Below are 14,425 nucleotides of genomic sequence, written 5' to 3'. Positions count from 1 at the left end.
GAAAGCGAATTTCACAAACAAAAAGGAGGATTCACATGAAACAAAACATCGGTGTCATTAACGCGATGATTCGCATTACATTCGGGTTTACAATGCTTGCTTGGACAACCGCAAGTCTCTCTCGCAAACCTTGGCGCGAATCGTATATATGGCTCATCATGCTCGCTGCAATGAAAATTGCGGAAGGTATCGTTCGTTTCTGTCCTGTTATGGCGTTATTTGAACGATATCAATGCCAATGTGATCACAACGATAAGAAAGAAAAAGCGATTCCGATTGAACCAGTCAACCCTTCGTAGCAATAACCCCCTTGTATACGTACAAGGGGGTAGAAAAGGAGAGAACGAATATGATTGCTGAATATATAACAGATACGTTTTTCATTCTTATTCTTTTAATCGGCAGCCTCGTTGCGCTTAGTTTTGTATATGTTCGCAAGCGACGTGCGCGATAGCTTTATGACCAATATCACGCCGATAAAACAGTTGATCGCATTCAATATGTTGCATTTCTTCGTAAACAAGACGTTGTGCTTCTTTCAATGTTTTTCCACTCGCAACAACAAGGAGCACTCGTCCTCCATCTGTTACCCACTCATCGTTTATACGCTTCGTGCCAGCATGGAAGATTTGCGCTTTCGTTACTTGTTCAAGCCCTCGAATAACAGCGCCTTTTTCATATTGTTCAGGATATCCTTTCGCCGCTAAAACAACCCCAACGGTTGCTTCATCGCTCCAATGTAATGTAATCGGTTGATCTTCTAAAAGCGAAACGATTACTTCAACAAGATCATTTTCCAACCGCGGCAAAATGACTTGCGCTTCTGGATCACCAAATCGCGCATTAAACTCAATTACCTTTGGTCCTTCCTCTGTTGCGATTAATCCGGCATATAAAAATCCTGTAAATTCGCATCCTTCTTGTATTAACGCTTTAGCCGTCGGCTTTACAATTGTTTCAATTGCTGCATCAACAGTTTGTTCACTTATTTGCGGAACAGGAGAATAGGCGCCCATCCCGCCTGTGTTCGGTCCTTGATCGCCATCAAACGCGCGCTTATGATCTTGCGCAATAACCATCGGATAAACGTGTTCTCTATGCACAAACGCCATAAGTGAAAATTCTTCACCTTGTAAATATTGCTCAATAACAACTTGTGAACCAGCTTCACCGAACTTTTTTGCAACCATTATATCATGCAACGCATGAAGCGCTTCGTCGATCGTCATCGCCACCGTTACACCTTTTCCAGCAGCAAGTCCATCCGCTTTAATGACAATCGGAGCCCCTTGTTCACGCACATAATGAACAGCTTCATCGTAATTTGTAAACGTCGCATAATGTGCGGTTGGGATGTTGTATTTTCTCATGATTTCTTTCGCAAACGCTTTGCTTCCTTCGATTAATGCTGCTTGCTGTTTCGGACCAAAAATGCGCAATCCTTCCCTTTCAAAACGATCGACAATACCAGCTAATAGCGGTGCTTCTGGACCAACGATCGTCAAATCGATCCCTTCTTTTTTCGCCCATTGTACGAGCGCTTCGACATCAGTTTCTGAAATTGGAACGCACGTAGCAATCGAATTCATTCCGTCATTTCCAGGCGCCACATATACATGAGTCACACGTGGACTTTGCGATACTTTCCATGCAAGCGCGTGCTCGCGACCGCCACGTCCGATAATGAGCACTTTCATCCGTTGTCGCCTCCTTTAATGTTTAAAATGACGAACCCCTGTAAATACCATTGCAATTCCATATTCATTTGCTTTTTGAATGGAATCTTCATCACGAATCGAGCCACCTGGCTGAATGATCGCAGTCACTCCCGCCTGTGCAGCGGCCTCAACGGTATCGCTCATCGGAAAAAAAGCATCAGAGGCTAATACAGCGCCTTTTGTATGCTCACCCGCTTGTTCTATCGCAATTTTTGCCGCTCCCACACGGTTCATTTGTCCAGCGCCAACACCAATCGTCATGCCGTTTTTCGCTAAAACAATCGCATTCGACTTGACATGCTTCACCACACGCCAAGCAAACGTTAAATTCGCCCATTCTTCTTCGGTTGGCTTCCTTTCTGTCACGACTTGCAGCGTTGCATCATCAATTGTATATGTATCTTCGTCTTGGACGAGCAATCCGCCGCGCACCGATACGATAAACGGCTCTTGTTTCCGCTCTGCTTGGAAATCAACAGTTAACAAACGAATGTTTTTCTTCCTCGTTAAAATTTCTAGCGCTTGTTCTGTAAATGACGGGGCGATAATGATTTCTAAAAAAATGTCGTTTAACTTCGCAGCCGTTTGTTCATCAACTTCACGATTTAACGCCACAATGCCGCCAAAAATCGACGTCGGATCAGCCTCATAAGCTTTTTGAAACGCTTCCGCAATCGTTTCACCGACACCCACTCCACACGGATTCATATGCTTCACCGCCACCGCTGCTGGCTCGGCAAATTCTGCAACAATTTGTAGCGCTGCGTTCGCATCGTTAATGTTGTTGTACGACAGTTCTTTTCCATGCAACTGCTTTGCTGCTGCAATAGAAAACGGTGAGCTGAGCGGTTTTTCGTAAAATGCAGCCGTTTGATGCGGATTTTCACCGTATCGTAACGATTGTTTTTTCACAAACGTCATCGTCATCGTTTCCGGATACGTTTCTCCAACAATGTTAGTCAAATATTGCGCAATGATCGCATCGTATGCTGCTGTATGACGAAATACTTTCGCAGCTAATGCCCGTCTCGTCTCAAGCAATACTTCCCCATATTGTTTTAGCTGTTCGATGACTAATTCATAGTCAGTAGGATCGACGACAGCTGTGACATAAGCATGGTTTTTCGCCGCTGCTCGCAGCATAGTCGGACCGCCAATATCGATATTTTCAATCGCTTCCGTAAACGGCACGTTTGGCTTTGCGATCGTTTCTTGGAATGGATATAAATTGACAACAACAAAGTCGATTGGCGTAATGGAATGGTCTTGCAACTGTTTTTTATGCGCTTCATCATCTCGAACAGCTAACAGTCCACCGTGAATATTTGGATGAAGTGTTTTCACACGTCCGTCTAAAATTTCCGGGAAGTTTGTCACGTCGGAAATGCTGACGACTGGAATGCCATGCTCCACTAATACGCGCTTCGTTCCGCCCGTTGAAATAATTTCAACACCTAACTCAACTAGTTGTTTAGCAAACGTAACAATTCCTTTTTTATTTGATACGCTAATGATCGCTCGTTTTTTCATGATTTGTACTCCCTTTCTCCGTCAACAATTGTTGAATGACTTGTGGATACAACGTATGTTCTATTTCATGAATGCGGCGCTCCACACTTTCTAATGGCTCCCCATCATAAATGTATAGCGCTTGTTGAGCAATGATCGGTCCTGTATCCATTCCTTCATCAACATAATGCACCGTCACCCCTGTCACTTTCACACCGTAACGATACGCTTGACCGATCGCATCTTTACCCGGAAACGCCGGTAAAAGAGACGGATGAATGTTTACAATTTTATTTGGATACGCCTGCAAAAGCGTTGAACCGATCAGTCGCATGTAACCAGCCAGAACGATCCATTCAATTTCTTTTTGCTGTAGTTGTTTTAAAATTTCACGTTCAAACTGCTGTTTCGTTTCATATTGTTTAGGATTAAAGACAAACAACGGAACGTGTTCACGAATCGCTCGTTCAATCACTTTCGCACGCGGCCGGTCACATACGAGAAGCGCAACTTCCGCTTGTATATCTCCTTTTTTTACTGCGTCAACAATTGCTTGAAAATTCGTTCCGCTTCCTGAGGCAAAAATGGCTATTCGCTTCATTCCACTTTTCCTCCAGCAAACAATACACCCGATCCTTCTTTTATTCGACCGATGATATACGCTTTCTCTCCGCACGATTCAACCAACTGCACAACATCTGGCACGATGTCGCTATCGACAGCTAACACAAAACCGATACCCATATTAAAAATATTGAACATTTCCATTCGTTGTAGCTGTCCATGTTGTTGTAAAAAGTTAAAAATGGCTGGAATGGGCCATGAACCGTAATCGACTTCAGCTTGCAATCCATTTGGTAGCATGCGTGGAATGTTTTCGATAAAACCACCGCCTGTAATATGTGCCATCCCTTTTATATGAAATTGTTTTAACGCTTCGCGCACCGCTCGAACGTAAATGCGCGTAGGGGTTAATAGTTCTTCGCCAAGCGGGCAAGCAAATGGTTCATATACGCGATCCAATTGCAAATTCGCATCTTTTATAATTTTTCTCACGAGCGAATAGCCGTTGCTATGCAAACCGCTCGAAGCTAAGCCGATCAACACATCGCCAGGCACAATGGCTTCTCCTGTAACTAATTTTTCTTTTTCTACTACTCCAACCGCAAAACCTGCTACATCGTATTCATCTTCAGCATACATGCCCGGCATTTCTGCTGTTTCTCCTCCAATGAGCGCACACCCTGCTTCGACGCAGCCGTCGGCAATTCCTTTTACAATATGCTCGATTTTTTCTGGCACTGCTTTTCCGCAAGCAATGTAGTCGAGAAAGAAAAGAGGCTCCGCCCCTTGTACGACAATATCATTTACACACATGGCTACGCAGTCAATTCCGATCGTATCGTGCCGATTGAAAGCGAACGCAAGCATCAGCTTCGTCCCAACTCCGTCCGTTCCTGATACAAGGACAGGTTGCTTGTAACCGAGCGAAGACAGATCAAACATTCCTCCAAAACCACCTAAACTTCCTAATGCACCGATTCGAGCGGTTTTAGCGACATGTTTTTTCATTCGTTCTACTGCTTCATACCCAGCTTCAATATTCACTCCGGCTTGTTTGTACGCATGCGCCAACGTGCTCCCCTCCAATCCTTGTCGGATATTGTCCAGTGAAACAAGCTAAACATTGTCCACAGTTTGCTGAATCGTTTGATCTTCCAATCGCCTTCAAAAGTCCTTCTTTGCTCAAAAACGCGAGGGAATCCGCTTCAATGAGCTGACGAATTTCTTCAATCGTGTGTCTAGAAGCAATAAGCTCATCTTTTGTTGACGTATCGATCCCATAAAAACATGGATGCGTAATTGGTGGTGAGCTAATGCGCACATGTACTTCCGTCGCCCCTGCCTCCCGAAGCATACGTACGATGCGCTTGCTCGTTGTTCCACGCACAATCGAATCATCAACCATCACAACTCGTTTGCCGGCTACAACCCCACGAACAGGCGATAATTTCATTTTTACCCCTTGTTCACGAAGTGCTTGAGACGGTTGAATAAACGTCCGACCAACATAACGATTTTTAATGAGCCCTAATTCGTACGGAATGCCTGTCGCTTCCGCGTAGCCAATCGCCACCGAAATGCTCGAATCCGGTACACCTGTAACAACATCGGCTGCAACAGGTGCTTCAAATGCTAGCTGCTTCCCGAGATTTTTCCGTGCTGTATGAATATTAATGCCATCTACGTTGCTGTCAGGACGAGCGAAATAAATATATTCCATGCTACAAATGGAGCGAGACACCCTCGGGGCAAAACGCTCGGAACGAATACCTTGTTTGTTAATCATAATGAGTTCTCCCGGCTCCACTTCTCGCTCATATGTGGCACCAATGACATCAAATGCACACGTTTCCGATGCTACAACGTATGCCTCACCTAAGCGCCCAAGCGATAAAGGACGAAAACCATGTGGATCCAAAGCGATATACATTTCTGTTTCCGTCAAAATGAGAAAAGCAAAAGCGCCGCGTAAATGCGTCAACGCTTCTTTAATTCGTTCTTTTAAAATTGGTTCCCCGCTGCGCTTAATTAAATGAGCAAGCACTTCGGTATCAGACGTCGTTTGAAAAATGCTCCCTTGTTGCTCTAAACGAAAGCGTAATTCGTCGGCATTCACTAAATTTCCGTTATGCGCAAGCGCCAAACTACCACCTTGCGAACGAAACAAAAGCGGCTGAACATTCGCATATCCGCCCCCACCTGCAGTAGAGTAACGGACGTGGCCGATAGCAGCCATGCCCGTTAGTTTTTCTAACTCCCCACGACTAAACACTTCCGTCACTAAACCGAGGCCTTTATGAAACTGGAGCGTTCCGTTTCCTCCAACGACAATGCCCGCACCTTCTTGTCCGCGATGTTGTAAACTATGCAGCCCGTAATACGTTAACGTCGCTGCTTCCTCGTGTCCCCAAATACCGAAAATCCCACACTCTTCGTTTAATCCTTTGATTTCAGCAAGCATGGAATAGCTCCTTTCCATACATTTCGCATCGTTTCTACCGGAATGTGAACAAGGCATGTATCTCCACTTGTCACATGAAGCGTTCCGTCATTTGTCACTTCCCCGATACATACTGCTTGAACGAGTCGTTCGAACGATTGTTGATGTTCTTTTTTCACAGAAACAACAAAGCGTGATTGCGTTTCACTAAACAGTTCAGAAACGACGTCGCCACTGATCGTCACACGTGCACCTAAACCTTGTGCGTCGATTAAACATTCCGCAAGTGCAACAGCTAAGCCACCTTCAGATACATCGTGCGCGGAGGCCACAACTCCCTCCCGAATAGCAGTGAGAAGCTGTCGTTGTCTTGTCGCCTCAACGTGTAAATCAATCGTTGGAGCTTTACCGAAAATACGACCTGTTAGCCATTTTTGTAGCTCGCTCCCACCAAATTCTTGCTTAGCCTCCCCAATGACATAAATCAAGTCGCTAGGTTGTTTAAATGTTTGTGTCGTAATATGGCTGATATGTTCAACGACGCCAACCATGCCGACAATCGGTGTCGGATAAATCGCTTCGCCGTTCGTCTCATTATAAAGTGATACATTTCCACTAATCACTGGCGTTTCAAGTACGCGGCACGCTTCGCTCATTCCCTCTACTGCTTTTTCAAGCTGCCAAAAAATTTCTGGTTTCTCCGGATTACCGAAATTTAAGCAATCCGTAACAGCAAGTGGCTGAGCCCCAGAACAAACGATGTTGCGGGCTGCCTCCGCAATCGCAATTTTTCCACCGACTTCTGGGTTTAAATAAACGTAGCGAGAATTGCAATCAGTCGTCATCGCTAACGCTTTATTCGTGCCGCGAATACGTAAAACGGCTGCATCAGATCCTGGCGCAACAACTGTGTTTGTTCGAACCATATAGTCGTATTGTTCATATACCCATTGTTTGCTTGCAATCGTCGGTTGAGCTAATAACCCAAGCAATGTTTCTTCATAGTTATGAATAGCCGGTACGTATTCCATTGTCTGAAACTCGCGATAATACGCCGGTTCTTTCGACGGCTTATAATATACAGGAGCATCTTTAGCTAGTGCATCAACCGGAATTTCTGCGACGACTTCTCCGCGGTGATACAAGCGCAACATATGGTCACCTGTTACGCGTCCAATCGCTTTCGCTTCTAGCCCGTATTTCGCAAACACATCTATCATTTCTTGTTCGCGACCTTTTTTAACAACGAGAAGCATGCGCTCTTGCGATTCAGATAGCATCATTTCATATGGCGTCATTCCTGTTTCACGCTGTGGAACGAGATCTAAGTTCAGTTCAATTCCAGAGCCAGCTTTGCTTGCCATTTCCGCTGACGAACTTGTTAAACCTGCCGCCCCCATATCTTGCATGCCGACGAGCGCATCGGAATGAATGACTTCCAAACAAGCTTCAAGAAGTAATTTCTCCATAAATGGGTCCCCGACTTGAACAGCTGGACGCTTTTGTTCAGATTGTTCCGTTAATTCTTCGGATGCAAATGTCGCTCCATGAATGCCGTCACGTCCCGTTTTCGCACCGACATACATGACCGTATTTCCAACGCCTGCAGCAATCCCTTTTTGAATATCTTCATGTCGGATGAGCCCAACACACATCGCATTCACAAGTGGATTTCCTTCATATGCAGCATCAAATTGTACTTCACCACCGACTGTCGGAATGCCAACGCAATTTCCGTATCCAGCAATGCCTGCGACAACGCGTTCAAATAAATATTTCACACGCGGTGACGTTAATTCGCCAAAGCGAAGCGAGTTTAATAACGCAATTGGTCGCGCCCCCATCGAAAACACATCACGAATAATGCCCCCAACGCCCGTCGCCGCCCCTTGATACGGCTCAATCGCAGACGGATGGTTATGGCTTTCGATTTTAAATGCAACGGCTAATCCATCTCCAATATCTACAATACCTGCACCTTCTCCTGGCCCTTGCAATACATGTTTTCCTTCGGTTGGAAACTTCTTTAATATAGGTTTCGAGTTTTTATAGCTACAATGTTCCGACCACATCACAGAAAAAATGCCTGTTTCCGTATAATTTGGGAGACGACCAAGGATGCGTTCAACCATCGCAAATTCTTCGTCCGTTAACCCCATTTCGCGATACAATTTTTGTTCTTTAATCATTGCTGGACTTGGTTCAAGTAGTAACGACATGTGCGTCCCTCCAATATGTCACGATTGATTGAAACAGTTTTAACCCGTCAGCTCCGCCAAGCAGTTCATGAACAGCACGCTCAGGGTGCGGCATCATTCCGAGTACATTCCCTTTTTCGTTCACGATGCCTGCAATGTTTTGTAAGCTGCCGTTCGGATTTTCTCCCTCATACCGAAAAACGATTTGATTGTTCGCAATAAGCTGGTGCAATGTGTTTTCATCACAATAATAGTTTCCTTCTCCATGGGCAATCGGGATCGTAATAATTTCCCCGCGCTCATATTGGGATGTAAACATCGTTGCATTATTTTCGACACGAAGTTTTACCGGACGACAAATAAAAGTTAGCGTATCGTTGCGCCGCATCGCTCCAGGAAGGAGACCTGCTTCGAGTAAAATTTGAAATCCGTTACATACACCTAAAATCGGTTTCCCTTCGTCTGCAGCTTTTTTGATCGCTTTCATGACGTTCGAAAAGCGCGCAATCGCTCCAGATCGCAAGTAATCCCCATATGAAAAACCACCTGGCAAAAGAATTGCATCAAATTCATCTAAACTTTCCGCATCATGCCAAACGTATTCAACATCTTCCCCTAATTCATCTGCAATCGCATGATACATGTCGACATCGCAGTTGGAACCCGGAAATACAACGACCGCAAATTTCACTGGACGACGACCTCCTCAATGTCATAGCGATAATCCTCAATAACTGTGTTCGCCAACAACTTTTCGCACATATCTTTCACGAGTTCATCTATGTCCCGGTCACTTTTTGCTAACGTTAATTCCATGAACTTTCCAATACGCACATCTTGCACCTCATGATAGCTTAAGCTATGAAGCGCTCCTTTTACAGCATTACCTTGTGGATCTAATACATTTTCACGCAATGTGACGTACACTTTTACTTTGTACATGATAATCCTCCTAATCGTTGTAAAAGTTTTGTATATGTTTCTGTTAAGTCGCCTAAATCGCGGCGAAATACGTCTTTATCGAATTTTTCTTTCGTGTGTACATCCCACAATCGACACGTATCTGGGGAAATTTCATCCGCTAGCAACACCGCCCCCGTTTCATCTTTTCCAAACTCTAATTTAAAGTCGACAAGCTGTAAGTCACATGAACGAAATAAAGAAGTTAACATGTCATTCACGCGGAACGCTATTTGCTTCATGTGCACAAGCTCATCGGGGGAAGCAAGCTGCAACAGAGCGATATGATCTTCTGTTAATAGAGGATCGCCTAAATCGTCATTTTTGTAATAAAATTCTACAATCGGCTTCTCGATGACGGCCCCTTCCTGAAGGCCGATTCGTTTCGCTAGACTACCGGCGACAATATTGCGGACAACAACTTCGAGGGGAATAATCGTCACTTGTCGCACAAGCTGTTCGGTGTCAGATATTTTACGAATAAAATGATTGTTTACACCAGCTTCATGTAACAAGGAAAATAGTAAACTCGTAATCTCGTTATTCAATCTCCCTTTTCCAGCAATCGTTGCTTTTTTCTCACCGTTAAATGCTGTTGCTTCATCTTTATATTCAATCCATAACACGCCCCCTTCGTTCGTCGCATACACTTTCTTCGCCTTTCCTTCATACAGAAGGTGTTGCTTCTCCATGTTCTCTCCCCCAGTTATACAGAATATTAGGAAATTTTTTTGTATTAGGTAAGGACAGCGCCTTACCTACTGCAAACCAAGTCGGCTAAAAATCGTATCAACATGTTTTAAATGATAGTTGTAATCAAAGCAATCCGCAATTTGTTCCTTTGTTAAACGACTTGTAATTACTTCGTCCGCTTCAATTAACGAGCGGAACGGCACTTGTTTTTCCCACGCTTCCATCGCTTTCGGCTGTACAAGATCATATGCTTCTTCGCGCGTCATCCCTGTATCAATAAGCGCCAATAATACGCGTTGGGAATAAATAAGTCCAAGGGTACGATCCATATTTTTCTTCATGTTTTCAGGGAATACCGTCAAGTTTTTCACAATGTTTGTAAAACGATGAAGCATGTAGTCTAGAGCGATCGTTGCATCCGGTAAAATAATACGCTCCGCAGACGAGTGTGAAATGTCGCGTTCATGCCAAAGCGGTACATTTTCATAAGCTGTTAACATATACCCACGAATGACACGCGCCATGCCTGTCATATTTTCCGAACCGATCGGATTGCGCTTATGCGGCATAGCCGATGAACCTTTTTGTCCCTTTGCAAAAAATTCTTCCACTTCACGCGTTTCACTTTTTTGTAATCCACGAATTTCAACTGCAAATTTTTCAATAGATGTCGCAATTAAAGCGAGCGTCGCCATATAGTGCGCATGACGATCACGCTGCAACGTTTGCGTTGAAATTGGCGCAGGCTGTAAGCCAAGTTTTTCACATACGTACTGTTCGACAAACGGATCAATGTTTGCATACGTGCCAACGGCACCAGAAATTTTTCCAACGCGCACGGTTTCTGCCGCTTGCTTAAAACGTTCTAAGTTGCGTTGCATTTCAGCATACCAAAGCGCTAGTTTTAATCCAAACGTCGTAGGCTCGGCATGTACACCATGCGTTCTTCCCATCATGACCGTATATTTATGCTCAATCGCTTTTTCTTTTAACACCGCGATAAAGTTCTCTAAGTCGTGCAATAAAATTTCATTTGCTTGTTTTAATAGATACGACAATGCGGTATCAACAACATCCGTAGACGTCAATCCGTAATGTACCCATTTTCGCTCTTCTCCTAACGTCTCTGATACAGCACGCGTAAAGGCAACGACATCATGGCGTGTTTCTTCTTCAATTTCTTTAATGCGTTCAATGTTAAATGATGCATGTTGACGAATTTTTTCCACATCTTCTTTCGGAATGACACCTAATTCTGCCCATGCTTCACAAGCTAAAATTTCGACTTCTAACCAAGCACGAAAACGGTTTTCCTCCGTCCAAATCGCTCCCATTTCCGGTCTTGTGTAACGTTCAATCATACGTTCATCCTCCGATCTGTCCAAATCGCAAATTCGTCTATTTTTCGTTGCATCTCATCGACATCGTCAACTAACCACGTGATATGCCCCATTTTCCGCTTCGGCTTCGCTTCTTTTTTTCCATAAAAGTGAACATGAGCATCACGAAATTGATCGATGTTTCGAATAACGTCGTCAACATGTTCTCCTAAAATATTGACCATAATTGTAGGTTTTAATAATTTCGTACTGCCAAGCGGCCAATTGCACACAGCACGAATATGTTGTTGAAATTGCGATGTGATACAACCGTTTATTGTATAATGACCTGAGTTGTGCGGTCTAGGGGCAAGTTCGTTAACATATAATTGTCCGTCTTTTGTCAAAAACAATTCAATCGCTAACGTGCCAACGAGTTGGAACGATTCTGCTAACTGTTTCGCATATGCTTCTGCCTGTTCGATAATTGGCTGACTGATTAGGGCAGGAGCAATTGTTTCATGCAAAATGTTGTCGCGATGAATGTTTTCAACGACAGGAAAAAGCGCCATTTCACCAGAAACATTTCGGGCAACGATAATAGATAACTCTTTTACAAACGGTATCCACGCTTCCAATACACACTCACCATAAGTTAAAAGCGAACTTGCTGCGTATATATCATCTAAACAACGAATGACAACTTGCCCTTTTCCATCGTACCCACCTCGGCACGTTTTCAACACAGATGGAATACCAATCTCTTGAATCGCTTCTTCTAATTCTTCTTCTTTAAGTACGAGACGATAAGGCGCAACAGGTAAGCCTACAGACTGAACGGCTCGTTTTTCTTTCCAGCGATGTTGTGCAATAGCAAGAAGCTCGCTTCCTTGCGGCACGTATCCCTTCTTTGCCAACCGTTTTAGTGCATCGGCATCAATGTTTTCAAACTCATACGTAACGACATCACTTATTTCAGCTAACTGATGTAACGCTTCTTCATCGCTATATGAAGCGACAATTTCAATATCAGCTACTTGAGCACACGGGGATTGCGGGGTAGGGTCGAGTACTGCCACAAAAAACCCCATCTCTTTTGCCGCAATCGCCATCATTCTTCCTAGTTGCCCTCCACCAATAATACCAATTGTTTGACCTGGAACAATCGTTTTATTCAAGCTGATCACTACTTTCCATCACTTGTTTTCGAATCGCTTCACGTCGCTTGCGCAATGCTTCCATATACGTTGGCTCATACGTTCCAAGAATCGAAACAGCAAGCAACGCTGCGTTTATCGCACCTGCTTTTCCGATTGCCACTGTCGCTACTGGCACTCCACCCGGCATTTGCACAATGGAGAGTAAAGAATCTAAACCGTTGAGCGTCTGGGATTTTATTGGTACCCCAATGACAGGAAGCGTCGTTTTCGCTGCTACCATTCCCGGTAAATGTGCAGCCCCTCCCGCTCCAGCAATGATCACTTTTATTCCGCGTTCTTCCGCTGATTCGGCATATGCAAACATATAGTCTGGCGTACGATGGGCTGAAACAACTTTTTTTTCGAACGGAACATGTAACTCTTCTAATATATCGCATGCATAACGCATCGTTTCCCAGTCTGACTGACTTCCCATAATAACAGCTACAAGTGGCTGCATGCATATTCACCCTCCTTTTATCATTCAGAAAAAAATCCAGAACGATGCCCTCGATAATAAGGGAAAGCATCGTTCTGGACATATTTCGCCCATGGGGTGAAAAAAGCCAATAAGATCCTTTCCCTCATAGTCCAATAATTTACGGTTATTGGGTAGAGACTTTCGGGCCATATTCCCAAAATTATATGAGGGTTCAATTCCATATTCACTTACTTCCATCTTACCAGTCATTTTTCTATGGTGTCAACATAAAATCGAACGTTTTTGAAAATAAAATATTTAATGTTCGGTTTTTGCTTGAAAATCACCATTTTATTTATTGTATCGTATAGTAAAAAGAAAAAGAGAAAGGAGGAAAACTATGGACTGGACGAAGCAATGGGAAGCGTTTTTTTCTAATCCTTTTTGGAATTCATCAAACGCTTTTTCTTCTCATACACCTGGCATCAATATGTATCGTCGTGAAAACGAATTACTCGTCATCGTTGCAATCCCAGGTTTAGAGGATGTACACGATGCGGAAGTATATATTCATTATAATACGTTAGAAATCAAAGCGAACGTTGAATTACATTTTGAAGAGTTTGAATTAATTGAAGAAGGAATTACACAAGGACCGTTTGAGCGGGTCATGCAACTTCCTTTCCCTGTAGGAGAAAAAGTCGATGCCGTATACGAGAATGGGCTACTTTTTATTCATCTTCACCGCCTCGTTCCTGATCATATAAAAAGAAAAGTGGAAATTAAATAAAAAATGAGCTAACCGATATTGGTTAGCTCTTCACTATGGGGGAGAGGATTGTAAAAGCGTTAAACGCAAATACATGGACAAAAAAAGTTAGAGAACAAAATGGAGATGCTCTCTAACTTGCTATGTCCGCCCGGCAACGTCCTACTCTCGCAGGCGGTGTCCCGCCAACTACCATCGGCGCTGGAGAGCTTAACTTCCGTGTTCGGGATGGGAACGGGTGTGACCTCTCCGCCATCGTCACCGAGCAAACATGCTTTTTCATCGCGCCATGTGAGGCGTGAAGGATTATTCCTTCAAAACTAGATAACAGGACTAAACAGTCGCCTACGCTTTTCTTGTGTGTTTAGTTAAGTCCTCGATCGATTAGTATCCGTCAGCTGCACGTGTCGCCACGCTTCCACCTCGGACCTATCTACCTTGTCATCTTCAAGGGATCTTACTCGCTTGACGCGATGGGAAATCTCATCTTGAGGGGGGCTTCACGCTTAGATGCTTTCAGCGCTTATCCCTTCCGCACATAGCTACCCAGCTGTGCTCCTGGCGGAACAACTGGTACACCAGCGGTGCGTCCATCCCGGTCCTCTCGTACTAAGGACAGCTCCTCTCAAATTTCC

The 14,425-nt window shown here is 44.1% G+C and carries 15 protein-coding genes, 2 rRNA genes and 1 riboswitch; of the genes, 3 read left to right on the top strand and 14 right to left on the bottom strand.

Translation table 11 applies throughout. From position 1 onward, the window contains the following. Positions 1-35: 35 nt before the first annotated feature. Positions 36-299 carry a YgaP family membrane protein gene (locus LH47_RS09100; protein WP_043966711.1) on the top strand — a complete coding sequence of 88 codons (264 nt, stop codon included), beginning with the start codon at positions 36-38 and terminating at the stop codon, positions 297-299. Positions 300-349: 50 nt separating this feature from the next. Beyond that, positions 350-454, top strand: a complete 105-nt coding sequence (locus tag LH47_RS17160; RefSeq protein WP_009360731.1) for an EYxxD motif small membrane protein — start codon at positions 350-352, stop codon at positions 452-454. Here the strand turns inward: LH47_RS17160 and purD are convergent. The 12 genes from purD to purE all read right to left on the bottom strand — a co-directional run bounded on the left by purD (position 417) and on the right by purE (position 13,060). Next, the gene (gene purD / locus LH47_RS09095) at positions 417-1,697 is read right to left on the bottom strand and encodes a phosphoribosylamine--glycine ligase (RefSeq protein ID WP_043966709.1); all 1,281 of its coding nucleotides are present in this window, start codon (positions 1,695-1,697) and stop codon (positions 417-419) included. The genes LH47_RS17160 and purD overlap by 38 nt on opposite strands. Positions 1,698-1,712: 15 nt before the next feature. After that, a complete protein-coding gene (gene purH / locus LH47_RS09090; RefSeq protein ID WP_043966707.1) occupies positions 1,713-3,248 on the bottom strand; it encodes a bifunctional phosphoribosylaminoimidazolecarboxamide formyltransferase/IMP cyclohydrolase in 1,536 nt (511 codons plus the stop codon). Next, positions 3,226-3,828, bottom strand: coding sequence for a phosphoribosylglycinamide formyltransferase (gene purN / locus LH47_RS09085; protein ID WP_043966704.1), 603 nt, complete (start codon positions 3,826-3,828; stop codon positions 3,226-3,228). Before purN ends, purH begins: the two co-directional genes overlap by 23 nt. Further along, positions 3,825-4,862: a phosphoribosylformylglycinamidine cyclo-ligase gene (gene purM, locus LH47_RS09080; RefSeq protein WP_043966735.1), complete on the bottom strand. Its 1,038-nt coding sequence runs from the start codon at positions 4,860-4,862 to the stop codon at positions 3,825-3,827. Before purM ends, purN begins: the two co-directional genes overlap by 4 nt. Next, the gene (gene purF, locus LH47_RS09075) at positions 4,825-6,252 is read right to left on the bottom strand and encodes an amidophosphoribosyltransferase (RefSeq protein WP_043966702.1); all 1,428 of its coding nucleotides are present in this window, start codon (positions 6,250-6,252) and stop codon (positions 4,825-4,827) included. Before purF ends, purM begins: the two co-directional genes overlap by 38 nt. Then, positions 6,228-8,450: a phosphoribosylformylglycinamidine synthase subunit PurL gene (gene purL, locus LH47_RS09070; protein WP_043966701.1), complete on the bottom strand. Its 2,223-nt coding sequence runs from the start codon at positions 8,448-8,450 to the stop codon at positions 6,228-6,230. The genes purF and purL overlap by 25 nt, the downstream gene beginning before the upstream one ends. Then, positions 8,434-9,120 carry a phosphoribosylformylglycinamidine synthase subunit PurQ gene (purQ, locus tag LH47_RS09065; RefSeq protein WP_043966698.1) on the bottom strand — a complete coding sequence of 229 codons (687 nt, stop codon included), beginning with the start codon at positions 9,118-9,120 and terminating at the stop codon, positions 8,434-8,436. Before purQ ends, purL begins: the two co-directional genes overlap by 17 nt. Beyond that, positions 9,117-9,371: a phosphoribosylformylglycinamidine synthase subunit PurS gene (purS, locus tag LH47_RS09060; protein WP_043966696.1), complete on the bottom strand. Its 255-nt coding sequence runs from the start codon at positions 9,369-9,371 to the stop codon at positions 9,117-9,119. The genes purQ and purS overlap by 4 nt, the downstream gene beginning before the upstream one ends. Next, entirely contained in the window at positions 9,359-10,081 is a 723-nt protein-coding gene (purC, locus tag LH47_RS09055; protein ID WP_043966695.1) for a phosphoribosylaminoimidazolesuccinocarboxamide synthase, read from the bottom strand. The genes purS and purC overlap by 13 nt, the downstream gene beginning before the upstream one ends. A 66-nt stretch (positions 10,082-10,147) precedes the next feature. Further along, entirely contained in the window at positions 10,148-11,443 is a 1,296-nt protein-coding gene (gene purB / locus LH47_RS09050; protein ID WP_043966694.1) for an adenylosuccinate lyase, read from the bottom strand. Further along, positions 11,440-12,588 carry a 5-(carboxyamino)imidazole ribonucleotide synthase gene (purK, locus tag LH47_RS09045; protein WP_043966693.1) on the bottom strand — a complete coding sequence of 383 codons (1,149 nt, stop codon included), beginning with the start codon at positions 12,586-12,588 and terminating at the stop codon, positions 11,440-11,442. The genes purB and purK overlap by 4 nt, the downstream gene beginning before the upstream one ends. After that, on the bottom strand, positions 12,572-13,060 hold the full coding sequence (purE, locus tag LH47_RS09040) for a 5-(carboxyamino)imidazole ribonucleotide mutase (RefSeq protein WP_043966692.1): 489 nt from the start codon (positions 13,058-13,060) through the stop codon (positions 12,572-12,574). The genes purK and purE overlap by 17 nt, the downstream gene beginning before the upstream one ends. A 107-nt stretch (positions 13,061-13,167) precedes the next feature. Further along, positions 13,168-13,269: riboswitch (purine riboswitch) on the bottom strand. A 152-nt stretch (positions 13,270-13,421) separates the two neighbouring features. Between purE and LH47_RS09035 the strand changes: the two genes are divergently transcribed. Next, positions 13,422-13,811 carry an Hsp20/alpha crystallin family protein gene (locus tag LH47_RS09035; protein WP_043966691.1) on the top strand — a complete coding sequence of 130 codons (390 nt, stop codon included), beginning with the start codon at positions 13,422-13,424 and terminating at the stop codon, positions 13,809-13,811. A 128-nt stretch (positions 13,812-13,939) separates the two neighbouring features. On the opposite strand, the gene rrf is transcribed toward LH47_RS09035, so the two are convergent. Beyond that, a 5S ribosomal RNA gene (gene rrf / locus LH47_RS09030) occupies positions 13,940-14,056 on the bottom strand. Between the two features lie 98 nt (positions 14,057-14,154). Continuing rightward, positions 14,155-14,425, bottom strand: a 23S ribosomal RNA gene (locus LH47_RS09025); the annotation flags it as partial.

It is taken from the genome of Anoxybacillus thermarum, from assembly GCF_000836725.1.
Lineage (GTDB): Bacteria > Bacillota > Bacilli > Bacillales > Anoxybacillaceae > Anoxybacillus > Anoxybacillus thermarum.
This window is presented reverse-complemented; position numbering and strand designations above follow the sequence as displayed.